General features: G+C 65.7%; 24 protein-coding genes, 2 tRNA genes and 2 pseudogenes. 15 read left to right on the plus strand and 13 right to left on the minus strand.

Annotation, left to right across the window (positions count from 1 at the left end; genetic code table 11):
* Window positions 1-9 precede the first annotated feature (9 nt).
* Window positions 10-831 (minus strand): DUF881 domain-containing protein, encoded by an 822-nt coding sequence (locus ACNO8X_RS02910; RefSeq protein ID WP_418004085.1) that lies wholly within the window; start codon window positions 829-831, stop codon window positions 10-12.
* 80 nt (window positions 832-911) lie between these two features.
* Here ACNO8X_RS02910 and crgA point away from each other — a divergent pair, with 80 nt between their 5' ends.
* Both crgA and ACNO8X_RS02920 read left to right on the plus strand, forming a co-directional pair.
* Complete coding sequence (gene crgA, locus ACNO8X_RS02915; RefSeq protein ID WP_020099906.1) at window positions 912-1,196, plus strand: cell division protein CrgA; 285 nt, start codon at window positions 912-914, stop codon at window positions 1,194-1,196.
* A gap of 148 nt (window positions 1,197-1,344) precedes the next feature.
* Window positions 1,345-1,758, plus strand: coding sequence for a PH domain-containing protein (locus tag ACNO8X_RS02920; RefSeq protein WP_418004086.1), 414 nt, complete (start codon window positions 1,345-1,347; stop codon window positions 1,756-1,758).
* A 143-nt stretch (window positions 1,759-1,901) separates the two neighbouring features.
* Here ACNO8X_RS02920 and ACNO8X_RS02925 read toward each other — a convergent pair whose 3' ends face one another.
* Window positions 1,902-2,429 (minus strand): peptidylprolyl isomerase, encoded by a 528-nt coding sequence (locus ACNO8X_RS02925; protein WP_043391451.1) that lies wholly within the window; start codon window positions 2,427-2,429, stop codon window positions 1,902-1,904.
* Window positions 2,430-2,561: 132 nt separating this feature from the next.
* On the opposite strand from ACNO8X_RS02925, the gene cwsA reads away from it, so the two are divergent.
* Window positions 2,562-2,942 carry a cell wall synthesis protein CwsA gene (gene cwsA, locus ACNO8X_RS02930; protein WP_418004087.1) on the plus strand — a complete coding sequence of 127 codons (381 nt, stop codon included), beginning with the start codon at window positions 2,562-2,564 and terminating at the stop codon, window positions 2,940-2,942.
* Window positions 2,943-3,079: 137 nt separating this feature from the next.
* Here the strand turns inward: cwsA and ACNO8X_RS02935 are convergent, their stop codons facing one another.
* Window positions 3,080-4,528, minus strand: a complete 1,449-nt coding sequence (locus tag ACNO8X_RS02935; protein ID WP_418004088.1) for a DUF1254 domain-containing protein — start codon at window positions 4,526-4,528, stop codon at window positions 3,080-3,082.
* A 97-nt stretch (window positions 4,529-4,625) separates the two neighbouring features.
* On the opposite strand from ACNO8X_RS02935, the gene ACNO8X_RS02940 reads away from it, so the two are divergent.
* Window positions 4,626-5,645: an AraC family transcriptional regulator gene (locus tag ACNO8X_RS02940; RefSeq protein WP_418005752.1), complete on the plus strand. Its 1,020-nt coding sequence runs from the start codon at window positions 4,626-4,628 to the stop codon at window positions 5,643-5,645.
* A 90-nt stretch (window positions 5,646-5,735) separates the two neighbouring features.
* Here ACNO8X_RS02940 and ACNO8X_RS02945 read toward each other — a convergent pair.
* The 10 genes and pseudogenes from ACNO8X_RS02945 to dnaA form a co-directional block, all read right to left on the minus strand.
* Window positions 5,736-5,808: transfer RNA gene (locus tag ACNO8X_RS02945), tRNA-Ala, on the minus strand.
* Between the two features lie 152 nt (window positions 5,809-5,960).
* Window positions 5,961-6,034 (minus strand) — tRNA-Ile (locus tag ACNO8X_RS02950).
* Window positions 6,035-6,124: 90 nt separating this feature from the next.
* Entirely contained in the window at window positions 6,125-7,015 is an 891-nt protein-coding gene (locus tag ACNO8X_RS02955; RefSeq protein ID WP_418004089.1) for a DUF3566 domain-containing protein, read from the minus strand.
* A gap of 43 nt (window positions 7,016-7,058) precedes the next feature.
* The gene (gene gyrA / locus ACNO8X_RS02960) at window positions 7,059-9,575 is read right to left on the minus strand and encodes a DNA gyrase subunit A (RefSeq protein WP_418004090.1); all 2,517 of its coding nucleotides are present in this window, start codon (window positions 9,573-9,575) and stop codon (window positions 7,059-7,061) included.
* An 80-nt stretch (window positions 9,576-9,655) separates the two neighbouring features.
* Complete coding sequence (gene gyrB, locus ACNO8X_RS02965) at window positions 9,656-11,683, minus strand: DNA topoisomerase (ATP-hydrolyzing) subunit B (RefSeq protein WP_418004091.1); 2,028 nt, start codon at window positions 11,681-11,683, stop codon at window positions 9,656-9,658.
* A gap of 218 nt (window positions 11,684-11,901) precedes the next feature.
* Window positions 11,902-12,510, minus strand: a complete 609-nt coding sequence (locus tag ACNO8X_RS02970) for a DUF721 family protein (RefSeq protein WP_418004092.1) — start codon at window positions 12,508-12,510, stop codon at window positions 11,902-11,904.
* Window positions 12,507-13,673 (minus strand): DNA replication/repair protein RecF, encoded by a 1,167-nt coding sequence (gene recF, locus ACNO8X_RS02975; protein ID WP_418004093.1) that lies wholly within the window; start codon window positions 13,671-13,673, stop codon window positions 12,507-12,509. Before recF ends, ACNO8X_RS02970 begins: the two co-directional genes overlap by 4 nt.
* Window positions 13,674-14,576, minus strand: a pseudogene (gene gnd, locus ACNO8X_RS02980) (phosphogluconate dehydrogenase (NAD(+)-dependent, decarboxylating)); the annotation flags it as partial.
* Between the two features lie 19 nt (window positions 14,577-14,595).
* On the minus strand, window positions 14,596-15,786 hold the full coding sequence (gene dnaN / locus ACNO8X_RS02985) for a DNA polymerase III subunit beta (protein ID WP_418004094.1): 1,191 nt from the start codon (window positions 15,784-15,786) through the stop codon (window positions 14,596-14,598).
* Window positions 15,787-16,412: 626 nt separating this feature from the next.
* Window positions 16,413-17,882: a chromosomal replication initiator protein DnaA gene (dnaA, locus tag ACNO8X_RS02990; protein WP_418004095.1), complete on the minus strand. Its 1,470-nt coding sequence runs from the start codon at window positions 17,880-17,882 to the stop codon at window positions 16,413-16,415.
* Window positions 17,883-18,492: 610 nt separating this feature from the next.
* Between dnaA and rpmH the strand changes: the two genes are divergently transcribed.
* The 11 genes and pseudogenes from rpmH to ACNO8X_RS03045 form a co-directional block, all read left to right on the plus strand.
* Complete coding sequence (gene rpmH / locus ACNO8X_RS02995; protein WP_073695092.1) at window positions 18,493-18,636, plus strand: 50S ribosomal protein L34; 144 nt, start codon at window positions 18,493-18,495, stop codon at window positions 18,634-18,636.
* 22 nt (window positions 18,637-18,658) lie between these two features.
* Window positions 18,659-19,036 (plus strand): ribonuclease P protein component, encoded by a 378-nt coding sequence (rnpA, locus tag ACNO8X_RS03000; RefSeq protein ID WP_418004096.1) that lies wholly within the window; start codon window positions 18,659-18,661, stop codon window positions 19,034-19,036.
* Window positions 19,033-19,308, plus strand: coding sequence for a membrane protein insertion efficiency factor YidD (yidD, locus tag ACNO8X_RS03005; protein WP_081936537.1), 276 nt, complete (start codon window positions 19,033-19,035; stop codon window positions 19,306-19,308). The genes rnpA and yidD overlap by 4 nt, the downstream gene beginning before the upstream one ends.
* A gap of 43 nt (window positions 19,309-19,351) precedes the next feature.
* The gene (gene yidC, locus ACNO8X_RS03010) at window positions 19,352-20,365 is read left to right on the plus strand and encodes a membrane protein insertase YidC (RefSeq protein ID WP_418005753.1); all 1,014 of its coding nucleotides are present in this window, start codon (window positions 19,352-19,354) and stop codon (window positions 20,363-20,365) included.
* Between the two features lie 58 nt (window positions 20,366-20,423).
* Window positions 20,424-20,978 carry a protein jag gene (locus ACNO8X_RS03015; RefSeq protein WP_260934772.1) on the plus strand — a complete coding sequence of 185 codons (555 nt, stop codon included), beginning with the start codon at window positions 20,424-20,426 and terminating at the stop codon, window positions 20,976-20,978.
* Between the two features lie 66 nt (window positions 20,979-21,044).
* Entirely contained in the window at window positions 21,045-21,728 is a 684-nt protein-coding gene (gene rsmG / locus ACNO8X_RS03020; RefSeq protein WP_418004097.1) for a 16S rRNA (guanine(527)-N(7))-methyltransferase RsmG, read from the plus strand.
* 23 nt (window positions 21,729-21,751) lie between these two features.
* Window positions 21,752-22,720, plus strand: a complete 969-nt coding sequence (locus tag ACNO8X_RS03025) for a ParA family protein (RefSeq protein WP_377041980.1) — start codon at window positions 21,752-21,754, stop codon at window positions 22,718-22,720.
* A gap of 2 nt (window positions 22,721-22,722) precedes the next feature.
* On the plus strand, window positions 22,723-23,739 hold the full coding sequence (locus ACNO8X_RS03030; RefSeq protein ID WP_071286393.1) for a ParB/RepB/Spo0J family partition protein: 1,017 nt from the start codon (window positions 22,723-22,725) through the stop codon (window positions 23,737-23,739).
* Window positions 23,740-23,972: 233 nt separating this feature from the next.
* A complete protein-coding gene (locus ACNO8X_RS03035; RefSeq protein WP_418004098.1) occupies window positions 23,973-24,725 on the plus strand; it encodes an acetyltransferase in 753 nt (250 codons plus the stop codon).
* An 89-nt stretch (window positions 24,726-24,814) separates the two neighbouring features.
* Window positions 24,815-25,756, plus strand: coding sequence for a prolyl aminopeptidase (gene pip, locus ACNO8X_RS03040; RefSeq protein WP_418004099.1), 942 nt, complete (start codon window positions 24,815-24,817; stop codon window positions 25,754-25,756).
* Between the two features lie 32 nt (window positions 25,757-25,788).
* Window positions 25,789-26,341: pseudogene (locus tag ACNO8X_RS03045) on the plus strand (ATP-binding protein); the annotation flags it as partial.
* Window positions 26,342-26,472 lie beyond the last annotated feature (131 nt).

Consider the following 26,472-nt stretch of genomic DNA (forward strand, 5'->3'; position numbering starts at 1 on the left):
CCCGATCAATCAATATGTGACCGGTCCAGCCGGTTTGGCGTACTGGAGCTTCAGCGGCATCCGGTGGCCGACGACGTCGACCGACGCCCGCGGCTCCTCGGTGTAGCCGAGCCCGAACCGCACCACGTACTGCTTGTACAAGGTCACCAACGGCGCGGCAGCCAGCGCGGCCCGCATGCCCTCGACGTTGCCGATCACCGTGACGACGTACGGCGGGCTGTAGGTACGGCCGTTGAGCAGCAGGGTGTTCCCGACGCAGCGCGGGGCCGACGTGGCCAGGATCCGCTGGTCCTGCATCTGCACGGCCTCGGCACCACCCAGCCACAACGCGTTGAGCACCGCCTGGACGTCCTGCTGATGCACGACGAGGTCGTCGGGGGTGGCGTCGCGCGGGTACTGACCCTGCGCATTGCGCTGTGCATCGTTGAGGGTGATCACCAGGCCCGGTCCACGCATGGGATCGAGGCCCAGCTCCAGGCCGAGCTCGTTGGCGCGGCTCGTGATGGCGCCGAGGGCGGCGTCGGCGCCGGGCGTACCGCCGTGGTGGTTTTCGAGCTGATGCTGCAGGTTGTCGCGCTCGGCGGTCCGGGTGGCGACGGTGCGTTTCGCCTCTTTCACCATGTCGACGAGGCGGGGCGCGTCACTGCGCCGGATCTCGCTGCCGCCGGACACGCTGTGCGTGGTGGCCAGCAGGAGGCCGGCAAGCACACAGACCACCGGCACACCGAATCGCCAGGCGGAGTGGCGGGCCGGCTGGGCAGGTTCCGAGGTCCCAGCCGTCCACCGGGGCCTGCGAGGCGACACGTCTTCTGCGTTAGGCTCTGAGTGCATACCGCTCCATCGTCGCACCGAATTGCCGGTTTTTCTCCACCGGCCCGGATGTGCGGCACCGACTGTCCGCGAAGGTACCAATGCCCAAGTCCAAGGTTCGCAAGAAGAACGACTTCACCATCAACCCGGTGAGTCGGACGCCGGTGAAGGTCAAGGCCGGACCGTCGAGCGTGTGGTTCGTGGTGTTCTTCTGCTCGCTGATGCTGATCGGCCTGATCTGGCTGGCTGTCTTCCAGCTCGCCGCGCTGAACCCCGCCGGCACGCCCCACCTGCTGCAGTGGATGGCCGATCTCGCCCAATGGAACTACGCGATCGCCTTCGCATTCATGATCACCGGTCTGCTGCTGACCATGCGGTGGCGCTGAGCTGCGTGAACGGCCCCGGTTCGTTACATACCGGTCTCGTTACGTAACCCAACTGGCAACCTGGCGGTCACGCAATCACATCGATGTGATTCATCCCCATTGGGGATAGTGCCTGTGGATAACTTGCCCCTGAGGGTGTGGACATCTCATGGAACAAACTCAATGGAGCCCCCCGACCGCCGGCATCGCGGCCTGTGGAGCCCTCGGCGTCGCACTGACGGCAGTGGCCCTGACATCGGTCACTGACCTGCCCGGACGTGTTCTCGGCGGCATCGCGGCCATCGGTCTGCTGGTGTTCGCCGTCATGTCCTGGCGGGCGCGGCCGAAGCTCGCCATCACCCCGGCGGGGCTGGTGGTGCGCGGGTGGTTCAGCACGCAGACTTATACACAGGCCGACCTCAAGAGTGTGCGTATCACCGAATTCCGCCGGCTGACCCGCAAGGTGCGGCTCTTGGAGCTCGACACCGTCGACGACCGGCTCCTGGTCTTCACCCGATGGGACGTCGGCACCGACCCCATCAACGTCCTCGACGCCCTGACCGACGCCGGCCTCATTCCCTAGTTCCCGCCGAAACGGCATTCCAGCAGGACAAGTGCGAGTAGTTGCCTGCTGGAATGCCGTTTCGGCGGGTAGGGCAGCACCCGCAACGCAAACGGCGCGACAGGCCCCGGTAGGGGACTGCCGCGCCGCGCGTCAGGCTGGGATCAGGAAATGGTGACCGAGTCGACGACGACCGCCTCGGTCGGGCGGTCACCACGGTCGACGGACGTGGTGGCGATGGCGTCCACGACCTTCTGCGACTCCGCATCGACGACCTCACCGAAGATGGTGTGGCGACGGTTCAGGTGCGGGGTGGGGCCGACGGTGATGAAGAACTGCGAACCGTTGGTGCCCGGGCCGGCGTTGGCCATGGCCAGCAGGTACGGCTTGTCGAACTGCAGCTCCGGGTGGAACTCGTCAGCGAACTGGTAGCCCGGGCCGCCGCGGCCGGTGCCGGTCGGGTCGCCGCCCTGGATCATGAAGCCGTCGATGACGCGGTGGAAGACAACGCCGTCGTAGAACGGGCCGGAGGTGCCGCCCGAGGCGTTCTCAGTGGAGTAATCCTTGGTGCCCTGGGCCAGACCAACGAAGTTGGCGACGGTCTTGGGGGCGTGGTTACCGAACAAAGCGATCTTGATGTCACCGCGGTTGGTGTGCAGCGTCGCGGTCGCAGTCTGAATGGGGCTCGTCACGGAAAGTCAGTCTGCCACTCACATTTAAGACCCCGAAGTCGCCCCCCACCGAATAACGTGGAAGGCCTAGCGTGAAACCGAGCCCCCACTTCGGAGGCCCGAAGAATTCTTGTCCGGCAGAGAGGTTGGTTGATGAGCACTGTCACCGAGAACGTCCCCGAGGTCAGTAGCCCCAGCTCCGGCGCCCGGCTGGGCCGGGGACTGAAGTACTCCATCGTCGGGCCACTGCTGATCTTGCGCGGGGTGCTCGGGCTCGGCGTCGGCTCCACGCTGGGGACCGCTCGGTGGGTGGGGCGGCGGTGTCGCCGGACGGGCGAGGCTTCCGCCGGCGATCTGGCGGTGCTGGTGGACGCCCGGCCGGCCGGGGCGAAGCGTCGTCGTCCGCTGCTGATGGCCGGAGCCACCGTGGCGGTCCTGGCGCTGGGCGGGATCACGTTCTCGATCGTGCGGCGGTCGATGAAGCCCGAACCCTCGCCGCTGCCGCCCAGCGTGGATGTGACGCCGCACCCCTGATCAATGCCGGCGATCACCGCTATGTGCTCGTACTCGCCATTCCCGCCGGGGCCGACGCGATCCGAGCTGCGTTCTCGGATGCTCGATCCCGTTGGGCACCATGGGTTTTCAGATGGTGTCGAGCAGTCCGACCGGTGTCACGGGGCGCGCTGCGGCAACGGGGCCTTCCAGGTGCCGTCGAGGGCGGCCGACTCGGGCCAGTACAGGCGCTCGACCAACACGAACGGCCCGTCCGGCGCAGGCAACCAGTTGGACTCCTTGTCCGCGCCCGGCGATTCCTTCTGGACGTAGAAGGTGTAGCCGCCATCGGCATCCTTCTTCAGTTCGGGCAGCATCGGCGCGTTGATCAGGTACCGATTGATCGGATTGGCGACCAGCAGGCTTTCGGGCAGCCGGTACATGGTGAGTGACCAGAAACCCTTGACCGGTGGAAGCTGCCCGGGAGCGAACCGGTACACGTACTTGTTGGCCCCGTCCAGCGTGGCGCCCGCCGAATCCGTCCGGAAAATCGGGTACATCGCCTCGGCCACACTGTTGCCGTAGATGCCGTTGATGGCGCCGGCCATGCGGTACAGGTAGTTGGTCCCGAGTGTCTGACGGTCACCGAACAGCTGCGCCGAGGTGACCTCGCCCTTGTCGATCTTGGCCTGCAACTGGTTGTACTCGGTCCAGGCGTCGTTGAGTCCGTCCTGGAACGCCTGCTGCTTGTCCGCCGGCAGTGCGCTGATGTCGAGCTTCTTGTCGGTACCGACCCCGATCGAGGCCAATTTCGCGCGCAGGTCCTTCTCGGTATCGAGCACCGGAGTGAACTGCAGGATGAAATCGAGGGTCTCGAAGAACTTCGTCGACTTCCGCTGCTCGTCCGGGGTCTGCGGAACCACGAAGTCGACCGCCGGCGCAGCTGCCGGGGCCGGCTTGTCCTCGTACTTCGACAGCGGTTCCGCCTTGTACTGCGCCTGGATGGCCTTCACGTTGTCTATGTCGCTGGGACCGAACAGCTGGGTGCGGTACCCCACGAACGCGAAATCGGTCTCCGACCGAATGACCTTGTCGATGCCGATGGGCTTCTCGCCCTTCCAGTTCGGCCCCGCCAGCAAGTACTTCCCGGCCTTGTTGCCGGTGGTGCGGCTACCCACGTAGTCGAAGTTGTACGTGTACTGATCGATGAACTGGAGCGAGTAGTAGCGGTTGGCTTCGATTGTCGGAACGCTCAACACGTACGGCTCTGTGCGCAGATCGGCGCCGAAAAAGCCGTACGGGGTATCCGAGTTGGGCGTCTGAGTGACGGTATCGGCCGGAGTGAACACCTTCGCGAACGAATGCAGCGTGTTCCAGGGCGCCATGAACTGCGGATTCTGCTTGTCCTGGAAGTAGGCGTACTGGATCCGATAGTTGTCCACCATCGGGTAGCCGTAGATGTACGCCTCCTTGGCGATCTCCCGGACTTGCGCAGTGGTCACCTCAGCTTGCTCCTTCGAATCCTTGCCCGAATCCTTGCCGCTACCGCAGCCGGTCAGCGTGATCGCCAGCGTCGTCGCTGCGGCCGCCGCCAGCCAGCGGCGCCACGATTCACCTCGTCGTGTCATGCATTGTCCCCTTCTGTCACCCGAGCCCCGCCCATCGTTGCCTGACGCATGAGTCAGTGTCTTGACTTCGCCGGACATCTTCTTGATCGTCATGGACATGCAGTTGATCCAGGGGTCGTCACTGGTGGGGTTCAGCGTGCTCGCCGCCACCCTCGGCGGCGACCCGGCGGCGTTGCTGCAACTCGCCAACATCGATCCCGCCGACGCCGGTCAACGTGACCGGTACATTCCGTTGCGCCATGCCATCGCGGCGGTCGAAAGTGCCGCGGTGGTGCTGGGTGTGGACGACTTCGGTCGCCGGCTGGCCCTGCGGCAGAGCATCGACATCCTCGGCCCCGTCGGTGTCGCGGCCCGCACCGCCTCCACGGTGGCCGACGCGTTCACCATCCTCGACACCTACCTGGCCGCCTACAGTCCCGGGATCACCGCCCACATCGACGCCCACTCCGACGAGACGTTGTGCCGGTTCGAATTCGACTTCCTCTTGCACCCGCCGCCGCCCCAGGCCCAGGCCGTCGAGCTGGCTCTCGGCGTCACCCTGCGCGTGCTGCACTTGTTCCTGGGCACCACATACCGGCCGGTCGCCGTGCACCTGCCGCACCCCGCGCTGGGCACCAAAGCCGACTACCGCCGCTACTTCGGCTGCCCGGCGCATTTCAACGAGCCGATCGCCGGATTCACCTTGCGCGCCGCGGACCTGGAACGCCCGCTCAACCACGATCCGCTGGCTCATCAGCTCGCCCTGCATTTCCTGTCCAACACCCGCACCGAACATGCGCGCGGCTTCACCGACACCGTGCGCAGCATCATCCGCCAACTGCTGCCCACCGGAGAGCTGACCGCCGAACTCGTCGCCCGCCAGTTCCGCATCCACCCCAAGACACTGCAACGACGGCTCGCCGCCGACGGAATGACCTTCGGTCAGATGGTCGATCAGACCCGTCGCGAACTCGCCAACAGATTGCTGCTCGACACCGATCTGCCCCTGGTACAGCTGTGCCGGCAACTCGGTTACGCCGAACAGAGCGTGCTGACGCGAGCCTGCAAACGGTGGTTCAACGAGACCCCGACGGCGTACCGCAATGCTCGCAGCGGTACGCCGAACACCGAGCGATGAGCGTCGACTCCACCGACGACGCGGCGACAGACGAGAAAAGCGGCCTCGGCTATCTGACCGAGACCGCTTGTGAACTACCTATGTGATTTGTGGAGCCTAGGAGATTCGAACTCCTGACATCTGCCTTGCAAAGGCAGCGCTCTACCAACTGAGCTAAGGCCCCTCGATGGTGTCCGGAATTGAGTGCCAGACCTCTGCGCCATGCCGGGTCCGCCATACGAAGCCGGCGGCGACTGCGACCATGGCACCGAGCACCAGCAGAACCAATCTCACGGTGCACCCTTCCGGTGGGGGAGTCGGTGATACCGACTTCCGTGGGCCTAGGAGGACTCGAACCTCCGACCTCTTCGTTATCAGCGAAGCGCTCTAACCGCCTGAGCTATAGGCCCGAAAGTGGCCTTGCGGCCGAGCGATGAGATTACCGTATGGGGACCTCTGCGCCCAAAACGCGACGTCAGTCGCGCCCGCAGGCCTGCCGACTAGTCACGATCGGCGAGCGTCACCTCAACCCCACCGACCAGATCGGTCGTCAGGTTGTAGACGAACGCCGCCGCGGTGGCCATGGCCGTCAGCAGCACGATGTTGACCAACCCGACGAGGGTCGCGCCACCGAAAATCGTACTGGCAGAAACCAATTCACCGCCGCTGCCGCCACCACTGGTGAGCAGATCGCCGACGTTGCTGTTGAGCTTGCTCCACACACCCATGCCACCGAGGACCAGGTAGAGGAACGCCACCGCGATCATCCAGACGAAGAACAGCGCCACCGACAGCACCAACGAGACCTTCAACACGCTCCACGGATCGACGTGGCGCACCTGCATGCTGGCCCGCACCGGGCCGTCCTGCCGGGCACCCACGCGGCTCCGCGGTGCCGCCGAACGTGCCGGGGCCGGGGCCGGAGAGACGGTGGCGACGGTACTGCGCGGCTCTCGTGGTTCACCCGACGCCCGACGCTGCGGCTGGCGGGACAGATCCGGGATCTCGCTGGCATACGCGGCTTCGGGCCGGGTCTCCGTCCGAACCGTCTCGGTCGCCCGGACGGGCTTCGGCGGCACGTTGCCCGTCGGAGTCACGGCCGGTACCGGGGGCACCGGCGGGACGTCGGGGGTGACGGCCGGCGTGATGGTCGTCTCGGCTTCTGAAGCCGAACCTCCGCTGCCGCTGACGAACCGGTTGAGCCGGTCGTCCAGGCTCTGCCCGGCGGCCGCCGGCGCGTCCGTCGGTGCTCCCGTGCGGGCCCGCTGCCAGGGCGGCGCCTCGCCGCCCTGGTCGGCCGCATGGGCGCCGCCACCCGATCCGGCAGGCCCGTTGTTGCTCGCGGGTCCGTCACCGGTACGGGTGTATCCCGGCTCGTTCGGGGAACTCACCTGGCGGCTCCTTCAATCAGTGCGGCTGCGGGCAGCCGCAGCACTACGTTTCGTCGGTCTCGGTCGCGGTTTCGATCTCGGCGTCGATTTCGTCGCCACCTTCGGCCTCTTCAGCGTTGCGCGCGACGGCAATCAGTGTGTCGCCCTCACCCAGGTTCATCAACCGCACACCCTTGGTCTGCCGCCCGGCCTTGCGCACCTGACGTGCCGCGGTCCGGATGACACCACCGCCGGAAGTGATGGCGTACAGCTCGGTCTCGTCATCGACGATCAACGCTCCGACCAGACTGCCACGCTTCGGGTCGTACTGGATCGTGAGGATGCCCTTGCCGCCGCGGCCCTGCGCGGTGTACTCGTCGATGGCCGTCCGCTTGGCGTAACCGCCCGCGGTCGCGACCAACAGGTAGGTGTCCGGGATCACGACGTTGAGCGACAGCAGCCGGTCGTCCTCGTTGAACCGCATGCCCTGCACACCGGAGGTGGCCCGGCCCATCGGCCGCAGCGCCTCGTCGGTTGCCGAGAAGCGGATGGACTGGCCGTTGGCGGACACCAGCAGCAGGTCCTCTTCGGCGGAGCACAACACCGCCCCGACCAGTTCGTCACCGTCGCGCAGGTTGATCGCGACGATGCCGCCGGAACGGTTCGAGTCGAAGTCGGCCAGCTTGGACTTCTTCACCAGACCGTTGCGGGTGGCGAGCACCAGGTACGGCGCGTCCTCATAGCTCTTGATCTGGATGACCTGAGCGATGCGCTCCTCCGGCTGGAAGGCCAGCAGGTTCGCCACGTGCTGACCACGCGCGATCCGCGAGGCCTCGGGCAGTTCGTAGGCCTTGGCCCGGTACACCCGGCCCTGCGTGGTGAAGAACAGGATCCAGTCGTGCGTGGAGCAGACGAAGAAGTGGTTGACGATGTCGTCCTGCTTGAGCCCGGCACCCTGCACGCCCTTGCCGCCGCGCTTCTGGCTGCGGTACAGGTCGGTCTTGGTGCGCTTGGCGTAGCCGGTCTCGGTGATGGTGACGACGACGTCCTCGCGCTGGATGAGGTCCTCATCGGTGACATCGCCGTCGGCCGCGATGATCCGGGTACGACGGTCGTCGCCGTACTTGTCGGCGAGCTCCTTGAGCTCGTCGTGGACGATGGCGCGCTGCCGCTCCGGCTTGGCCAGGATGTCCTCGAGGTCGGCGATCTCGGCTTCGATCTTGGCCAGATCGTCGACGATGCGCTGACGTTCCAGGGCGGCGAGGCGGCGCAGCTGCATGTCGAGGATGGCCTGCGCCTGGATCTCGTCGACTTCGAGCAGCTCCATCAAGCCGCCCCGGGCTGCGTCGGCGTTCGGGGAGGCCCGGATCAGCGCGATGACTTCATCAAGGGCGTCAAGGGCTTTCACCAAGCCGCGCAAGATGTGAGCGCGCTCGTTGGCCTTGCGCAACCGATAGCGGGTGCGCCGGTTGATGACGTCGAGCTGGTGCGCGACGTAGTAGCGGATCATCTGGTCGAGCCGCAGGGTGCGCGGCACGCCGTCGACGATCGACAGCATGTTGGCGCCGAAGCTGGTCTGCAGCTGGGTGTGCTTGTAGAGGTTGTTCAGCACCACCTTGGCGACCGCGTCGCGCTTGAGGTCGACGACGATGCGCAGACCCACGCGGTCGCTGGACTGGTCCTCGATGTTCGAGATGCCGCCGATCCTGCCGTCGCGCACCTGCTCGGCGATCGAGGTGATGAAGTTGTCGTGGTTGACCTGGTAGGGCAGCTCGGTGATGACGAGCGAGGTGCGGCCCTTGGCGTCTTCCTCGATCTCGACGACGCCGCGCATGCGCACCGAGCCGCGGCCGGTGCGGTAGGTGTCCGAGATGCCCTGCGTCCCGACGATCAGACCGTGGGTGGGGAAGTCCGGGCCCTTGACCCGCTCCATGCACGCTTCGAGGGTGGCTTCCTCGTCGGCCTCGTGGTTCTCCAGGCACCAGTACACGGCCTCGGCCAGTTCGCGGAGGTTGTGCGGCGGGATGTTGGTGGCCATACCGACGGCGATACCGCCGGAGCCGTTGGCCAGCAGGTTCGGGAACCGGCTGGGCAGGACGGTCGGCTCTTGCACGCGGCCGTCATAGTTGGGGATGAAATCGACTGTCTCCTCGTCGATTTCACGCAGCATCTCCATAGCCAACGGCGTGAGCCGGGCCTCGGTGTAACGCATGGCGGCGGCAGGGTCATTGCCCGGCGAGCCGAAGTTGCCCTGGCCGTCGACCAGCGGGTACCGCAGCGACCACGGCTGGGCCATGCGGACCAGGGTGTCGTAGATCGACGAGTCGCCGTGCGGGTGGTAGTTACCCATGGTCTCGGCGACCGAACGTGCCGACTTGGCATGCGAACGATCCGGCCGAAACCCCGAGTCGTACATCGCGTAGAGCACGCGGCGGTGCACCGGCTTGAGGCCGTCTCGGACCTCGGGGAGGGCACGGCCGACGATGACGCTCATGGCGTAATCGATGTAGCTGCGCTGCATCTCCTGCTGGATGTCAACCGGTTCGATGCGGTCGCCCGCGGGCGGCATGGTGTCGGTCATCGAATTCCTTCTGCGGATTGTTTCACGTTAAACATTGCGTTTTGGTGGTCGCGCCGGGCCGGACTCACAGTCTCTGATCGCTAGACATCAAGGAAGCGCACGTCTTTCGCGTTGCGGGTGATGAAGCTGCGGCGTGCTTCGACGTCCTCGCCCATCAGGATCGAGAACAGTTCGTCGGCAGCCGCGGCGTCATCGAGGGTGACCTGACGCAGCACCCGGACCGACGGATCCATGGTGGTCTCCCACAGCTCCTTGGCGTCCATCTCGCCCAGACCCTTGTAGCGCTGGATGCCGTCGTCAGTGTTGATCCGCTTGCCCGCGGCCTTGCCGGCCTCGAGCAGGCCGTCCCGCTCGCGGTCCGAGTAGGCGAATTCCGGTTCGCTGCGTTGCCATTTGAGCTTGTACAGCGGCGGCTGGGCCAAGAAGATGTGGCCGTTCTCCACCAGCGGCTTCATGAAACGGAACAGCAGCGTCAGCAGCAACGTCGAGATGTGCTGGCCGTCGACGTCGGCGTCGGCCATCAGCACGATCTTGTGGTACCGCAGCTTCGACAAGTCGAACTCGTCGTGAATACCAGTGCCCAGGGCCGTGATGATGGCCTGGACTTCGTTGTTCTTCAGCACCCGGTCGATGCGGGCCTTCTCGACGTTGATGATCTTTCCGCGCAGCGGCAAGATCGCCTGGAACATCGAGTCCCGGCCACTCTTGGCCGAACCGCCGGCCGAATCGCCCTCCACCACATACAGTTCCGACTTCGTCGGGTCGGTGGAGCGGCAGTCCGCCAGCTTGCCGGGCAGACCACCGATATCGGTCGCGCTCTTGCGACGCACCAGCTCACGCGCCTTGCGCGCGGCGAGGCGGGCCTGTGAGGACGACACCGCTTTGTTGACCACCGTCTTGGCTTCGGCGGGGTTGGCCTCGAACCAGTGGGTCAGCTGCTCGTTACAGATCTTCTGCACGAAGGACTTGACCTCGGTGTTGCCCAGCTTGGTCTTGGTCTGGCCCTCGAACTGGGGCTGGCGGACCTTCACCGAGACGACGGCCGCGAGACCTTCCCGGATGTCGTCACCGGTGAGGTTGGCTTCTTTTTCCTTGAGCAGTTTCTTGTCGCGCGCGTACTTGTTGACCACCGTGGTCAGCGCGGCGCGGAAGCCCTCTTCGTGGGTGCCGCCCTCATGCGTGTTGATGGTGTTCGCGAAGGTGTGCACCGACTCCGAGTACCCGGCGTTCCACTGCATCGCGATCTCGACCTCGTGGCCTTCGGCCTTGCCGCCGAAGTCGATGATGCTCTGCTGGATGGCGCTCTTGGTGCGGTTGATGTGCTTGACGAAATCGACCAGACCATCCGGGTAGTGATAGACCCGGTGCTTGACCTTCTGCGGACCCGACGCTTCGGCTGCCTTTTCCTCGGCGGTCTTGGGTGCTTCTGCGTGATCGCTGACCACCTCATCGACAACCGCTGCCGCGACGACCCGTTCGTCGGTCAGCTCGATGGTCAGACCCTTGTTCAGGAAGGCCATCTCCTGCAGGCGGCGGGCGATGGTCTCGAAGTCGTAGACCGTGGTCTCGAAGATGTCCGGGTCGGCCCAGAACCGAATGGTCGAACCGTTCTTCTTCGACGGCTCACCCTTGCGCAGGGTGCCGGGGACCGATTTGTCATAGGTCTGGTGCCACTCGAAACCGTCCTTGTGGATGTCGGCCTCGAGCCGCGTCGACAGGGCGTTGACCACCGAGACGCCGACGCCGTGCAGACCACCGGACACCTGGTAGGCGCCTTCTTCGAACTTGCCGCCGGCATGCAGCACGGTCATGACGACGTCAATGGTCGGGATACCGGTGGCGTGCATCGCGACGGGGATGCCGCGGCCGTCGTCGGTGACCTGGACTCCGCCGTCTTCGAGGATGCGGACATCGACCTTGGTGGCGAAACCGGCCATCGCCTCATCGACGGCGTTGTCCACGACTTCCCAGACCAGGTGGTGCAGACCGCGCTCGCCGGTGGACCCGATGTACATACCGGGACGCTTACGGACCGCTTCCAGACCTTCGAGGACCTTGATCGAATCGGCACCGTACTCAGCCGGCGCATCCTTCTTTTGGGCAGCCACGTCGGACGCGTCTCCTTGGGGTTCGCGGGGCGGTGAGGACACCGCACTCAGATCTGTCGACAGTCTACCGGTAGGGGCCGACGGCACTGACTTTCTGACAGCGTTTTGACACGTCTGTTCGCGCCGTGCGGGGAATTTCTCGGGTGACGTCGCGTCCGGACGCTCCAGGGGCGTCATCTTGGACGCATCGGCGCGCTGAGCGACCCCCGGATCCGGCCTCAGCCGAAGGTGTCGCGGGGACCGCGGGCCCCGTAGTTACGTGGACCCTGCTGCCACGTCGGTCCCGACGGACCCAGGATTTTCAGCGACGTGACGACCCCGTCGCCGACGGCCGCCGCGATTTTCGCCAAAATCTGGGACTGCACCATCCGCAACTGGGTCGCCCAGGCGGTGGATTCCGCCGTCACCGTCAGAATGCCCTCGCGTAGGGAGGTGGGGGAGGCGTGCTCCGCGATCTGGTCGCCGACCACCGTCGACCACTGGCCGAACACCGATCCTTCGGCCATCCGGCCCGACCAGCCCCGGTTGCGGGCCATATCCATGGTCGCCGAGCCCAGCAATTGCGGGTCCCGGCGATCAGGCCCGGGACCGGACCAGGTGCGGCGACCGCCGCCGCGGCGCGCCTTGGAGACGGGCGCGTTCCGGCCTCGGCCGACATCTTTTCCTTGGCTCCGGGCCGCGCCGCGGGCTTCCTCCAGCGTGCGGCGCACCAGATCCATGCCCTTCAGATGGGCGAGATGCGGCGGCGGGAAAGCACTTTCCGGCAGGTCGGGCTTCGCAGGCTCGTCTGCCCTGTCCGGTTGATTCGTTCGGTCAGCCTCGCTCATGCGTCCACCACCGAAATCCGCCCGCCGTCGTCGTCGTCGCGCATCACCACATTGATCCGGGTGCCGTCCCAGTCCTGGGGAATGTCATCAGGCACCGCGGCAGTGACCAAAACCTGCTCCGCCGATTGTGCCACGTCAGCGAGCGCCCGCCGGCGTGCCGAATCGAGTTCGGCGAAGACATCATCAAGGAGCAGGACCGGATCGGTGCCGTCCGTGCGCAGCAGTTCGTACGCGCCCAGCCGCAGCGCCAGCGCCATGGACCACGATTCGCCGTGGCTGGCAAAACCTTTCGCGAGCTGATCACCGAGGCGCAGCTCGAGATCATCGCGGTGCGGCCCGACCAGACACACGCCGCGCTCAAGTTCCGCGCTTCGGCGCCGGGTGAGTTCGACGAGCAGTGCGGTCTGATACGCCGCGATGTCGGTCGACCCGGTGCCGGCCTGTTCTTCGACAGCTGCCACGGAACTGCGGTAGCGCACCGACGCGGGCCGCGACGACGGCGCCAGCAGCTGGTAAGCCTTCGTGATCTCCGGGTGCAATTCGTTGATCAGGTCGACGCGAGCGGCGATCAGTTCGGCCCCGTGACTGGCCAGGTGACCGTCCCAGACGTCGAGGGTTTCCAGCGCGCCGGCATCACTGCCGCGAAAACGACTGGCGCCCGCGGATTTCAGCAGTGCGGTGCGCTGCCGGACCACTTTTTCGTAATCCGCGCGCACCCCGCCCAACCGGGGCCGACGGGTGCTGGCCAGTTCATCGAGATAGCGCCGGCGCTCCCCGGGATCGCCGCGAACCAGCGACAGATCTTCCGGTGCGAACAACACCGCCCGAAGGGCGCCGAGAATTTCCCGGGCCGACCGGACGGGGGAGCGGTTCAGCCGGGCTTTGTTCGCGCGGCCCGCGGTGATGTCGAGATCCACCGCGAGTTCCCGGCCCTCGTTGACCACGATGGTGGACACCACCGCCCGCTCACAGCCAGACCGGATCAAGGGTGCGTCGGACGCCACCCGGTGAGACCCGAGTGTGGCGGTATACCACAGGGCCTCAACGATATTGGTCTTGCCGAAACCGTTCTGTCCGACGAACACGGTCCGACCCGGAGCCAGTTCCAGGTCGAGCCGCGGCCAAGATCGGAAGTCGGTCAGGGTGAGCTGTCGAACGAACACCTAGCCGGACTTACTGACCCTCTGTACGGCGTGGCCACCGAACTGATTACGAAGTGCTGCAACGGCTTTCATGGTCGGCGAGTCCTCCTGTCGAGACAGGAACCGCGCGAACAGCGACGCCGCGATGCCCGGCACGGGGACCCGCAACCGGATGGCTTCCTCGACCGTCCACCGGCCTTCACCGGAGTCCTCGGTGTAGCCACTGATGTCGGCCAACTGGGGATCTTCCTTGAGCGCCTTGGCCAGCAGCTGCTGCAGCCAGGACCGCACCACGGTGCCGTTGCTCCAGGCCTGGTAGACCGCCTGCGGGCTGGTGATCAATGGCTCGGCGGCGAGCATCTCATAACCCTCGCCGTAGGCGGTCATCAGCGCGTACTCGACGCCGTTGTGCACCATCTTGGCGAAATGTCCGGCACCGACCGGGCCGGCGTGGACGAAGCCGTCGGCGAGATCTCCCTCGGGCCGCAGCGTCTCAAAGATCGGCATGGCGCGCGCGACGTCGTCGTCACTGCCGCCGATCATCAGGCCGTAACCCTCGGTCAATCCCCAGACGCCACCGGAGACCCCGGCGTCGATGAAGCCGATACCCTTGTCCGCCAACAGTTTTGCGTGAATACCGTCTTCGGTGTAGCGCGAGTTGCCGCCGTCGATCACCAGGTCACCGGAGCTCAGCACCCCGGTGAGATCCTCGATGGTCTCCCGGGTGATCTCACCCGAGGGCACCATGACCCAGACCACGCGCGGCGCTTCGAGCTGCTCGGCGAGGGCCGCGAGTGACGGCACGTCGCTGACCTCGGGCCGCGGGTCGTATCCGATGACTTCGTGGCCGCCACCGCGCAGACGCTCGCGCATGTTGAAGCCCATTTTTCCGAGGCCGATCAACCCCAGCTGCATGTGTGCGTCCTCCGCTGTTCGGTTCCGGTCAGCCCGGCAGGCGCACTGGCATCAACAAGTACACGTAGTCGGTGTCCCCGGCGGGGAACGGTCCGGATCCCGAGTACTGATTCTCCCCGGCCGGACGCAACACCGCAGGCTTGCTGGGGGTGGTGAAGCCGAAAGTGACGCGGTCGGCGTGCAGCGAACCCAACCCGTCGGTGAGATAGGTGGGGTTGAACGCGATGGTCAGCGGCTCACCGTAGAACTCGACCGGCAGGTCTTCCTCGGCGCGACCGACGTCGTCGGCACCGGCGGACAGCCGCAGGATGTCGTCGGCGAACTCCATCCGGACCTGGGCACCACGATCGGCGACCAGCGCGACACGCTTGATGGCTTCGGTGAGCTCGGCGACACCGATGGTGGCCACCGCGGTGTGCTCAGCCGGCAGCAGCTGGCGGAATTTCGGGAATTCGGCATCCAGCAGGCGCGTGGTGGTGCGCTTGCCGTTGCTGCGGATACCCAGCATCCCGTCCTTGCCGACGGCCTGACCGGCACCCAGCGACAGGTGCACCTCGTTGCCGTCGGATCCGGACTTGGCCGACTCCGCGAGGGTCTTGGCCGGAACCAGCACAGCGGCTTCGAGATCCGGCACCGCGGAATTCCACGTGAGCTCACGAACCGCGAGTCGGAAGCGATCGGTGGCCGCCAGGACGACCTTCTCGCCCGAGATCTCGACGCGGACACCGGTCAGCATCGGCAGGGTGTCGTCGCGGCCGGCGGCGACCGCCACCTGGCCGATGGCCTCGGAGAAGACGCTGGCGGGCACGACGCCGGTCTCGTCCGGCAGGGCCGGCAGCGCGGGGTAGTCCTCGACCGCCATGGTCGGCAGCGAGAATCGGGCGCTACCGCAGCTCAGCGCCACCCGGGTGCCTTCGACGCTGAGTTCGACGGGTTTGGCCGGCAGTGCGCGAGTAATGTCCGAAAGCAGCTTGCCTGACACCAAAACGCTTCCAGGAGAAGAGATTTCAGCTGCGACGCGAACTTCGGCGGATACCTCGTAGTCGTATCCGGAGATGGTCAGACCGTCGTCGGAGCCGGTCAGCAGCACACCGGCCAGGACCGGGTTCAGCGGCCGGGACGGCAGGATCCGGGCCACCCAGGCCACGGCGTCGGCGAAATCTTCCCGAACCAGACGGAACTTCAAATCGGTCAGACCCGCTGTCGTCGCCACGTCCATAGCGTCCCTTCGCTGTAACCCCACCACGCTTGCCTGCCGGATCCCGCCGTGAGGCGAAGGCACCACGCATCGGCGTTGGTTCCGGCTATCGAACAACACCGTAGAGCGTTCCGCGTGAAGTTGAAAGCTAAACGATCAGGCCGGAGAGCGCGCGATGACCCCCGGAAACCTGTCGGGATCCGGTTGTCCACCGGGAGTTTCCCCACCGGACTGCTTTTAGAAGAAGATCTAGAGAGATCTAAAGGTATTAGTAATAGGGGTTGTGCACGCTGTGGATGGATCCACGGAGTTGCTGGTGGAGGGCTCACCGGCGGGATCCGGGCCTGTGGGCAGACTGTGCAGGCGCTGTTAATCCAATCCGTGTATTTGTGGAGCGATCTGGCCGTGTGGATTGTTCTGAGCAAAATCCCAGGGTTTATCCCATGTAGTACACAGCGCTGTGCACAGCCGAATCGTGTGACAAAAGATGCCTGTGTTGCCAAAGTTTTTTTGACGAACCGGCGCGACGGCGCGAAAATCGGCCTGGATCTCGTCGGATCCGGGCGATGGGAAGAGCACGCTTGTGCCGAAAAACAACACCGGCCCGCAGGCGTGATCGCCCGGGGCCGGTGTTGGAAGAGACGGATTCAGTGCTTGGAACGCTGCCGGATCCGGGTGGTGAGCTCTTTGACGTGATCGAAAACCTCACGCCGCGAAGCCATTTCCTTCTTGATCTTGCGCTCGGCGTACATCACCGTAGTGTGGTCGCGGCCGAAGGCCTGGCCGATCCGCGGCAATGACAGGTCCGTGAGCTCCCGGCACAGATACATGGCGATCTGCCGGGAGAGCGCGACGGCGCGGGTCTTTCCGGGGCCGCGAAGCTCCTCGACGCTGGTCTCGAAGTACTCGGCCGTGGCCGCCATGATCGTGGCGATACTGATCTGGGTGGTGCCGGCGTCGGCGATGAGATCTCGCAGCACAATCTCAGCCAGGGACTTGTCGATCATCGTCTTGTTGAGCGACGCGAACGCCGTCACCCGGATCAACGCACCCTCGAGCTCGCGGATATTGCGGTCGATGCGACTGGCAATCAGCTCCAGCACGTCGTCCGGGACATCCAGCCGATCCATCTGCGCCTTCTTGCGCAGGATCGCGATGCGGGTCTCCAGCTCGGGCGGCTGAACGTCGGTGATCAGACCCCATTCGAACCGGGTGCGCAGCCGGTCTTCCAGCGTCGCAAGCTGTTTCGGCGGCCGGTCGGACGAGATGACGATCTGCTTGTTCGCGTTGTGCAGCGTATTGAAGGTATGGAAGAACTCTTCCTGAGTGCTTTCCTTGCCTTCGATGAACTGGATGTCATCGACCAGCAGCACGTCGATGTCGCGGAAGCTGCGCTTGAACGACGCCGTCCGGTCGTCACGCAACGAGTTGATGAAGTCGTTGGTGAACTGCTCGGTCGAGACGTACTTCACCCGCATGCCCGGGAAGAGCTTCTGTGCGTAATTGCCCGCCGCATGCAGCAGGTGCGTCTTGCCCAGTCCCGACTCGCCCCAGATGAACAGTGGGTTGTAGGCCCGGGCCGGCGCCTCGGCGATGGCCAATGTCGCGGCATGCGCGAATCGGTTGGACGCCCCGATGACAAAGGTGTCGAAGGTGTAGCGCCGGTTGAGGCTCAGATCAGCGGATTCGTCGGCGGGCGGCCGGTTGAAGTACCGGGGCCAGCTCTCCTCGGCGCTCGAGAGCTCTTCGGTGTCGTCGTCGAGGTCGTCGGCCGCGGTGAGCGGTTCGGGCTCGGCGGCCTCAGCCGGCTCCGACGGCACCGACCGGTCGTCGGTGTCCGGGACCGCGATACGAACGCCCAGGTCAACGCGCTGTCCGAGGTGTCGGCTCAACGCGGCGATGATCGGTTCGCGCAGGTGGCGTTCGATCTCGTTCTGGACGAATTGGGTCGGCACCGACAGCAACGCGAAACCTTCGGTCAGCACCAGCGGCTGAACCATGCGCAACCAGGCCCGTTGTTGGGCGGTCAGCGTCGTGGTGCCGCCGAGGTCACCGTTGAGTTCGGCAACCACGCTTTTCCAGATGTCGGTGAACGATGCACCCGGGCTAGCGGTCAACGACTACTACCCCCTCGGAGCCGCCTGACCGGCGGCTCAATAAAACGACGACAATCTGTCCACATAGTTATCCACAGACTGTGGACAAAGTAGAAGAATGCCGTCGTGCTCGTGTTTTGCATGCAGGAAGCCCGCGCGCTGAGGCTCGTCACAGGAACGTCTGTGGGCTCGTAGCGTCGGGACCTCTCTGGCTTGTTGTCTTGCGCCGTCGTGCAACGGCATTGGCAGAAGCTAACAAGTTTTCTGTTCGTCCGCCAACCGTTCGGCAACATTGGTTCGAGGTTCTTGGGCGTGTCGGCTTGCCACGTTGCGAGTGTTACAACTGTGACGAGCACAAGCGCGTTCCCGCTGCGCTTCCCTCTCGATGCGGTAACGGTTCCTGACGTGGGACGGCGAGGTTTGACCCGGGGAATTCAGATCAGTACCCTCGAACAGTCGCCCACAAGTGGTGATACGGCTGCGACTGGGGAAGTTCTGCCACGAACTTTATCGGTACCGCGCCGGCTAGCAAGCAAGATGCGTGCGCTTACCAGCGACGACCGTGCCCACCGGCATGACTCGTTCATGTCGGTGGCGAGTGCGGGCGTCACATAGTTGAGGAGATATAGCCGTGGCCAAGGGCAAGCGGACTTTCCAGCCGAACAACCGCCGTCGGGCTCGTGTGCACGGCTTCCGTCTGCGTATGCGGACCCGCGCCGGCCGCGCCATCGTGTCGGCACGCCGCGGCAAGGGCCGTCGCTCTCTCACTGCGTGACCTGACGCAGGATCGAAGCACCGTGCTTCCGGCTCGTAACCGGATGACGCGCTCGACAGACTTTCGAGTCACCGTGAACCGCGGTGTCCGTGCGGCACAGCGGGATCTCGTGGTGCATTCGTTGGCACCCGGAGCTCCCGACGGCGCCGAGTCGAACACCGAGGACGCGCCGAAAGTCGGTCTCGTCGTAGGTAAATCGGTCGGCAATGCCGTCCAGCGACACCGGGTGTCCCGTCAGCTCCGTCATGCCAGTCGTGATCTGCTGCCCGAGCTGCGGACCGGCGAGCTGTTGGTGATCCGGGCCCTGCCCGGCAGTCGCGACGCGGCCACCGCCACGCTGCAGGACGAACTACGAGTGGCTGTGCAGCGCGCTCACGCAAAGTCCGGATCCCGGCAATGACGGGGCGGCTGGCCCGCGGGCTGATCTTTCTCATCGAGCTGTACCGCAACATGGTGTCGCCGATGCGTCTGCCCAGCTGCCGGTTCAGCCCCACCTGTAGTGAATACGCCGTCGAGGCGCTCACCGAACACGGTCTCTTCCGCGGTTGTTGGTTGACGACAGTCCGGCTGGCCAAGTGTGGCCCGTGGCATCACGGGGGATGGGACCCCATCCCCGAAAGACGGTCCGCGGCAACCGCCGCGCAGTCAAGGAGCGATTCGCTTGTCTTTTAACTGGTTCAGCCTGGACTACATCTATTACCCGGTATCGGGGATCATGTGGCTCTGGTACAAGCTCTTCGGCGCGATCCTCGGTGCGGAGAACTTCTTCGCCTGGGGCCTGTCGGTGATGTTCCTGGTGTTCACCCTGCGTGCCATCCTGTACCGGCCGTTCGTCCGCCAGATCGAGACCACCCGTCAGATGCAGGAACTGCAGCCCCAGATCAAGGAACTGCAGAAGAAGTACGGCAAAGACCGGCAGCGGCTCGCGCTCGAGATGCAGAAGCTGCAGAGCGAACACGGTTTCAACCCGCTCCTGGGCTGTCTGCCGATGCTGGCGCAGATTCCGGTGTTCCTTGGCCTGTTCCACGTTCTGCGGTCGTTCAACCGGACTGAGGGCGCCGGGATGGGGATCGGGGCGCAGGCACTGTCCCTGGAAGAGAACCGGACGACCGGCAACTACTTCTTCAGCGCCGTCGACGTCAGCCACTTCCTGAACACAGACTTTTTCGGTGCGCCGTTGGGCGCCACCATGATTCAGACCGGCGAGAGCCTCAAGGCGTTCGCCCACTTCGACCGCATGTCGGTGATCCTGGTCGGCATCCCGCTGATGATCGTGTCCGGTATCGCCACGCATATGAACAGCCGCGCGTCGGTGGCCCGGCAGAGTCCCGAAGCGGCCGGCAACCCGCAGACCGCGCTGATGAACAAGCTCGCGCTGTACGTGTTCCCGTTGGGTGTGGTGGTCTCCGGGCCGTTCCTGCCGATCGCCATCCTGATGTACTGGGTGGCCAACAACATCTGGACCTACGGTCAGCAGCATGTGGTGTTCAACCGGATCGAGAAGCGTGAGGCGGAGGAGAAGGAGCAGGCGATCGCGCGTCGCTCCGCCAACGCCCCCGCACCCGGTGTGAAGCCGAACAGGTCGAAGAAGGGCAATCCGCCGGCTGCCCCGGCGAGCACCGGCGCCGACGTCGAACAGACCGGTACGGAGCTCGACGGCGCGACGGAATCCGATTCTGCGGGGTCGAAGCCGGCCCCGGGTGCCAAGCCCAACAAGAAGAAGCGTTGACCGGCCAGAGGGTAAAGACCCTGAGCGACGGCCGGTGCAAGAGGGAGAAGGCAGGGATATGACAGACACAGAAACGCAGGCGGAAGCCGGCATCGAGGCCGAGGCCCCGACGACGACTGCGGCCGCTCCTGCAAGCAAGGGCGAGGATCTCGAAGAGCGCCTGGTCGCCGAAGGTGAGATCGCCGGGGATTACCTCGAGGAACTCCTCGATCTGCTGGACTTCGACGGTGACATCGATCTGGACGTCGAGGGGGACCGCGCGATCGTCAGCATCGACGGTGGTAACGATCTGACGAAGCTGGTCGGTCGCAAGGGCGAGGTGCTGGATGCACTCCAGGAGCTGACCCGGTTGGCCGTGCACCAGAAGACCGGCGAGCGCAGCCGGCTGATGCTGGACATCGCCAAGTGGCGTCGGCAGCGGCGTGATGAACTGGCAGCGCTCGGCCAGAAGGTGGCCGACCGGGTGCTGGCCTCGGGCGAGCGCGAAGAGCTGTCGCCGATGACGCCGTTCGAGCGCAAGATCGTGCACGACGCCGTGGCGGCCGTGGATGGCGTGCACAGCGAGAGCGAGGGCGTGGAGCCGTCTCGCCGGGTGGTTGTCCTGCCTGATTGAGCACCTTAATTACATCGATGTTGTTCGTCGGCGGCGAGCTGGCGGGGAAAGCGGAGGCTGTTTCACGTGAAACATGGTGACGCCCCATCCCCACCGGCCGCCGCCGTCGACGTTTTTGGTGACCGTGCCGAGCTGGCACAGCGCTATGCGGAGATCCTTGCGGGCGACGGAATCGAACGCGGACTGATCGGACCGTCCGAAGTCAGCCGACTCTGGGACCGTCACGTGATGAATTGCGCCGCTATAGGTGAGTTGGTCTCCAGCGGCGAACGAATCGGCGATATCGGCAGTGGAGCCGGCCTGCCGGGAATCCCGTTGGCGCTCGCCCGGCCCGACGTTCACGTGGTTCTGATCGAGCCGCTGCTGCGCCGCGCCGACTTCCTTCGTGAAGTCGTGGCCGAGCTCGGTATCGACGTGACCGTGATTCGCGGTCGCGCCGAGGAGCGGGCGGTGCGGGCCGAGGCAGGGGAGCTCGACGTCGTCACCTCCCGAGCGGTTGCCGCCCTCGACAAGCTGGCCAAGTGGAGCCTGCCGCTCCTGAAAGTCGACGGCCGGATGCTGGCCCTCAAGGGGGAGCGGGCGGCCGACGAAATCGTCGAACACCGTCGGGCACTCAACTCACTCGGTGCTGTGGACGTAAGGGTGGTGAAATGTGGCGTGAACTATTTGACTCCGCCCGCAACCGTGGTCGTGGCGACGCGCGGAGCCAAGCGCGCAGGGACCGGCCGAGCGGTGAAGAACCGGCGATGACATCGCCGGCCAGGGGGAGCAACATGTCCCAGGTTTCGAAAGCGGCCGACCCGGCCGCCACATCAGGAAAGGCAGCAATCGATGCCGATGTTTCACGTGAAACGTGGACTCCAAGCGTGACCATGGATACGCCGATCGGGGCGGAAGCCGAACGTGCGGTCCAGATCATTCACGGAGCAAAGGGACAGCAGCTGCCGCGCCCGGAGCACCAGCGGGTGTTCACGATCGCCAACCAGAAGGGTGGCGTCGGTAAGACCACCACCGCGGTCAACATGGCTGCGGCCCTGGCGCTGCAGGGTCTGAACGTTCTGGTCATCGACCTGGACCCCCAGGGCAACGCCAGCACGGCGTTGGGCATCGAGCACCGGCCGGGTACCGCGTCGTCGTACGAGGTGCTGATCGGGGAGATCACCCTGGAGAGCGCGCTGCAGCGCAGCCCGCACAACGAGCGCCTGTACTGCGTTCCGGCGACCATCGACCTCGCCGGCGCCGAGATCGAGTTGGTCAGCATGGTGGCACGTGAAACACGACTGCGGAACGCGCTCGCCACGCTGAAAGACCACAACTTCGACTACGTCTTCATCGACTGCCCGCCGTCGTTGGGTCTGCTGACCATCAACGCGCTTGTCGCGGCGCCGGAAGTGCTCATCCCGATCCAGTGCGAGTACTACGCCCTGGAAGGTGTGGGTCAGCTGCTCCGCAACATCGAGATGGTCAAGGCGCACCTGAATCCCCACCTCGACGTCACGACCGTCGTCCTCACCATGTACGACGGACGCACCAAACTCGCCGACCAGGTCGCGATGGATGTCCGCGACCACTTTGGCGATAAGGTTTTGCGGACCGTCATCCCACGCAGCGTCAAGGTTTCCGAGGCTCCGGGGTACGGCATGACGATCCTGGATTACGACCCGGGATCACGTGGAGCAATGAGCTATTTGGACGCCAGTCGTGAACTCGCCCAGCGTGGCGAGCACGGAGTGAGGAAGTAACGATGTCGCAGCCACGTAAGCGCAGCGGACTCGGTCGGGGACTGGCGGCGCTCATCCCGACCGGTGCACCCGAAGACGAGCAGCAGGACACCTCGCTGCGGATGGGGTCCGCCGCCGCCGACGTGGTGATCGGTGGAGCACCGTCGATCCCGACCAACGGCACCGCGGCCGCGGCAGCGGCCAAGGCGGAAGCCGAAGCCATCGGTGCGGTGTACCGCGAGATCGAGCCTGCGGAAATCCAGCCGAACCCGCGGCAGCCGCGGACTGTCTTCGACGGTGACGCGCTCGCCGAGCTCGTGCACTCCATCCGCGAGTTCGGCCTCATGCAGCCCATCGTGGTTCGCGAGCTGAGCGAGCCGTCGGGCCCGCACAAGTACCAGTTGATCATGGGCGAGCGGCGGTGGCGTGCCTCGCAGGAGGCCGGCCTCACCGCCATTCCCGCGATCGTGCGCGAGACCGCCGACGACAACATGCTGCGCGACGCGCTGCTCGAGAACATTCACCGGGTCCAGCTGAACCCGCTCGAAGAGGCGTCGGCCTACCAGCAGCTGCTGGAGGAGTTCGACGTCACCCACGAGGAACTCGCGACCCGCATCGGCCGGTCGCGTCCGGTCATCACCAACATGATCCGTCTGCTGAAGCTGCCCATCGCGGTGCAGCGTCGGGTCGCCGCCGGTGTGCTGTCGGCCGGCCACGCCCGTGCCCTGCTGGCGCTCGAAGGGGGAGCGGAGAAGCAGGAGGAGCTCGCCGCCCGCATCGTGGCCGAGGGGCTGTCGGTGCGCGCGACGGAGGAAGCCGTCACTCTGGCCAACCGCGACGGTGACAAGCCGACGCCGGCACCGAAGCGCAAGCCGATCCAGATGCCCGGGCTGCAGGATGTGGCCGAGCAGTTGTCGACCGCGTTCGACACCAAGGTGACCGTGAGCTTGGGCAAGCGCAAAGGCAAGATCGTCGTCGAGTTCGGCTCGGTGGACGACCTTCAGCGCATCGTCGAACTGATGAAGACCGAACAGGGCTAACTGGCCGATTTTGGGGTTTGCGACAACCCGACCAGCCACCAGGACCCGTTACGTCACTGTGACGGTGAGGTTTTTGGGTGTGCGGGACGGGGGAGGGGAACCGCGATGTTTCACGTGGAACAGCGCCGCATTTGGCCGCCGTCGATCAGGACTGAACAAATCGGGTCGGCGGCGCCTGCTTCTCCTATCCTGGAAGGGCAGCCTGATCCGATCGGGCGGACGACGGGAGTCTGGTGACATCACGAATCACGCCGCTGCGCCTCGAATCGTTCGAGCGGCTGCCGAAGCACGCGCGGCGTTGTGTCTTCTGGGAGGTCGACCCGTCGGCGCTCGGCGACAGTGAGCATCTCAGTGACCCCGAGTTCGAGAAGGAAGCATGGCTGTCGATGGTCATGCTCGAGTGGGGATCGTGCGGACAGCTGGCGGTAACCTGCGACCCGGACCGCGCCGAGGACCCCAATGATGACGCGCCCTGTCTGGGCTACGCGTTCTATGCGCCGCCGCGCGCGGTGCCCCGGGCGGGGCGCTTTCCAACCGGACCGGTCAGTCCTGACGCGGTGCTGCTGACGTCCATCGGCGTCGACTCCAGTGAAGACGGCGAGGCGCTGTCGCGCCATCTCATCGCGGCCGTCGTCGCCGATCTGGTTCGTCGCGGTGTGCGGGCGCTGGAAGCGTTCGGCCGCACGACAGAGGTCGCCCAGCTCGGTAGCCCGCACGCGTGCCCGGCAGAGCTGGCGGCGACCGTCGAGGCGTTCGGGGAGTGCGCCGTCGAGCAGTGCGTGATCGAGGCCGACTTCCTGCAAGACAACGGGTTCGAGATCGTTGCGCCGCACCCATACTTCCCGCGACTGAGGCTGGAGCTGGAGCAGGGACTCGGCTGGAAGGCTGACGTCGAGGCCGCGCTGGAGCGACTGCTGGAGAGCAACGCGTTGCAGCAGCCGGTGGGCGCGCTGCCCAGCCCGGTGCTGTGGACACCGCAGCGCTGAGATCGATCCGCGTGGATGCCAGTCCCAACCGAGTGGTTCCACGTGAAACACCGACCTTCCCGTACCCTCGCCGCCATGGGGCGTCGTCGATGAGTCCGGATTCCTCGGGCCTGCTCGATGTCGGCGACGGCAATCGGATGTACTGGGAAACGCGGGGCAAACCGGCCGGCCGCCCGGTCCTGATCGTCCACGGCGGACCGGGTGCGGGCCGCTCGCGCAACGCACACAGACAATTCGACCCGGCGCTCTTCCGCGTCGTGTCTTTCGATCAACGTGGCTGCGGCGATAGCGTGCCGAGCGCGGCCGATCCGACGACGGACATGTCGTGCAACACCACCGAGCATCTGCTCGCCGACATGGAGGCGCTGCGGTGTCACCTCGGCATCGACCGGTGGCTGCTCTACGGCGGCTCCTGGGCGTCCACGTTGATCCTCGCCTACGCGCAGCGACATCCCGAGCGGGTGCTCGGCATCGTGCTGATCGGCGTGACGATGACGCGGCCACAGGAAGTCGATTGGCTGTACCGCGGGCTGCGGATCGTCCGGCCGGTCGAGTGGCAGCGATTCCGCGACGGCGTGCCGGCGGAGCACCGGGACGGGAATCTCGTCGAGGCGTACCGGCAGCTGCTGGAGCATCCCGACGTCGCGGTACGGGAACGAGCCGCCCAGGACTGGTGTGCGTGGGAAGACGCCGCGATCGCCCACGAGACTCTGGGGAAGCCGGGTCAGTACACGGCGAAGATGGATGCAGCGAGGCCGGCGTTCGTGCGGGTCTGCACGCACTACTTCGCCCACACCGCATGGCTCGAAGACGGTCAACTGCTGCGCGAGGCGCATCGACTCAAAGGCATCCCCGGTGTGCTGATCCACGGCCGCCTCGACCTCTCCGCGCCGGTGCGGACGGCATGGGAACTCGCGCAGGCATGGCCCGACGCCGAGCTCCGGATCATCGAGGACTCCGGCCACACGGGCAGCCCCGCGATGGCGGCGGCGATCACTGACGCGGTCGCGCGGTTCATTCCGCGGAGCTGACGGCGCGACGGTTCCACGTGAAACAACGGGGGGATCTGCGCAACGACTTCCCGCCGCTGCGGGCGCCGGGCTCCGTCGTCGCGCATGGACTGCCCGCCGAGTTGACGACCTTCATCGGGCGCCGCACCGAGACGACGGATCTGCGTGACGCCCTGGCCGCCCACCGGCTCGTCACCCTCTGCGGAGCCGGCGGCGCGGGCAGACGCGGCTGGCGGTCCACGTCGCTGCCCGCGCGGTCGGCGACTACGACGACGGCGTCTGGTTCGTCGATCTGGTTCCGGTCACCAATCCCGACGCCGTGCCCCGTCACCGCGGCCCGCGTGCTTGGCCTGCCCGATCAACCCGGCCGCTCCACGACGGACACCCTGCTGCGGTTCGTCCGCGACCGCCGACTCCTCATGGTGCTCGACAACTGCGAGCACGTTCTCGACGCGAGCGCCACGTTCGTGGCGTCTCTGCTCGGGGGCGGCACCGGGAATCACCCTGCTGGCCACGAGCCGGGAGTCGCTCGGTGTCCCAGGGGAAGCGGTGTGGCAGGTGCCGTCCCTGTCGCTCGCCGAAGAAGCCGTTGAGCTGTTCGCCGACTGGTTCAGCGGCATGTTCGGCGACGACCATCTGCCCACCCTTCTGGCGGCGCCTGTGGCCTATGCGCGGGTGCTCGCAGACAAGGCGGTACTCGACGCATGGGCGGGTGACGCGGCGACAGCCCGCGCCGC

The organism is Mycobacterium sp. PDNC021, from assembly GCF_048282635.1.
Taxonomy (GTDB): domain Bacteria; phylum Actinomycetota; class Actinomycetes; order Mycobacteriales; family Mycobacteriaceae; genus Mycobacterium; species Mycobacterium llatzerense.

Excerpts from the sequence above, each read along its gene's own strand:
- yidD (WP_081936537.1), top strand. The coding sequence starts at position 19,033 with ATGACGGGGCGGCTGGCCCGCGGGCTGATCTTTCTCATCGAGCTGTAC.
- yidC (WP_418005753.1), top strand. The coding sequence starts at position 19,352 with ATGTGGCTCTGGTACAAGCTCTTCGGCGCGATCCTCGGTGCGGAGAAC.
- ACNO8X_RS03025 (WP_377041980.1), top strand. The coding sequence starts at position 21,752 with ATGTCCCAGGTTTCGAAAGCGGCCGACCCGGCCGCCACATCAGGAAAG.
- ACNO8X_RS02970 (WP_418004092.1), bottom strand. The coding sequence starts at position 12,510 with ATGAGCGAGGCTGACCGAACGAATCAACCGGACAGGGCAGACGAGCCT.
- ACNO8X_RS02920 (WP_418004086.1), top strand. The coding sequence starts at position 1,345 with ATGGAACAAACTCAATGGAGCCCCCCGACCGCCGGCATCGCGGCCTGT.
- ACNO8X_RS03015 (WP_260934772.1), top strand. The coding sequence starts at position 20,424 with ATGACAGACACAGAAACGCAGGCGGAAGCCGGCATCGAGGCCGAGGCC.
- ACNO8X_RS02910 (WP_418004085.1), bottom strand. The coding sequence starts at position 831 with ATGCACTCAGAGCCTAACGCAGAAGACGTGTCGCCTCGCAGGCCCCGG.
- ACNO8X_RS02935 (WP_418004088.1), bottom strand. The coding sequence starts at position 4,528 with ATGACACGACGAGGTGAATCGTGGCGCCGCTGGCTGGCGGCGGCCGCA.
- gyrA (WP_418004090.1), bottom strand. The coding sequence starts at position 9,575 with ATGACCGACACCATGCCGCCCGCGGGCGACCGCATCGAACCGGTTGAC.
- ACNO8X_RS02940 (WP_418005752.1), top strand. The coding sequence starts at position 4,626 with ATGCAGTTGATCCAGGGGTCGTCACTGGTGGGGTTCAGCGTGCTCGCC.
- crgA (WP_020099906.1), top strand. The coding sequence starts at position 912 with ATGCCCAAGTCCAAGGTTCGCAAGAAGAACGACTTCACCATCAACCCG.
- ACNO8X_RS03030 (WP_071286393.1), top strand. The coding sequence starts at position 22,723 with ATGTCGCAGCCACGTAAGCGCAGCGGACTCGGTCGGGGACTGGCGGCG.
- pip (WP_418004099.1), top strand. The coding sequence starts at position 24,815 with ATGAGTCCGGATTCCTCGGGCCTGCTCGATGTCGGCGACGGCAATCGG.
- dnaN (WP_418004094.1), bottom strand. The coding sequence starts at position 15,786 with ATGGACGTGGCGACGACAGCGGGTCTGACCGATTTGAAGTTCCGTCTG.
- cwsA (WP_418004087.1), top strand. The coding sequence starts at position 2,562 with ATGAGCACTGTCACCGAGAACGTCCCCGAGGTCAGTAGCCCCAGCTCC.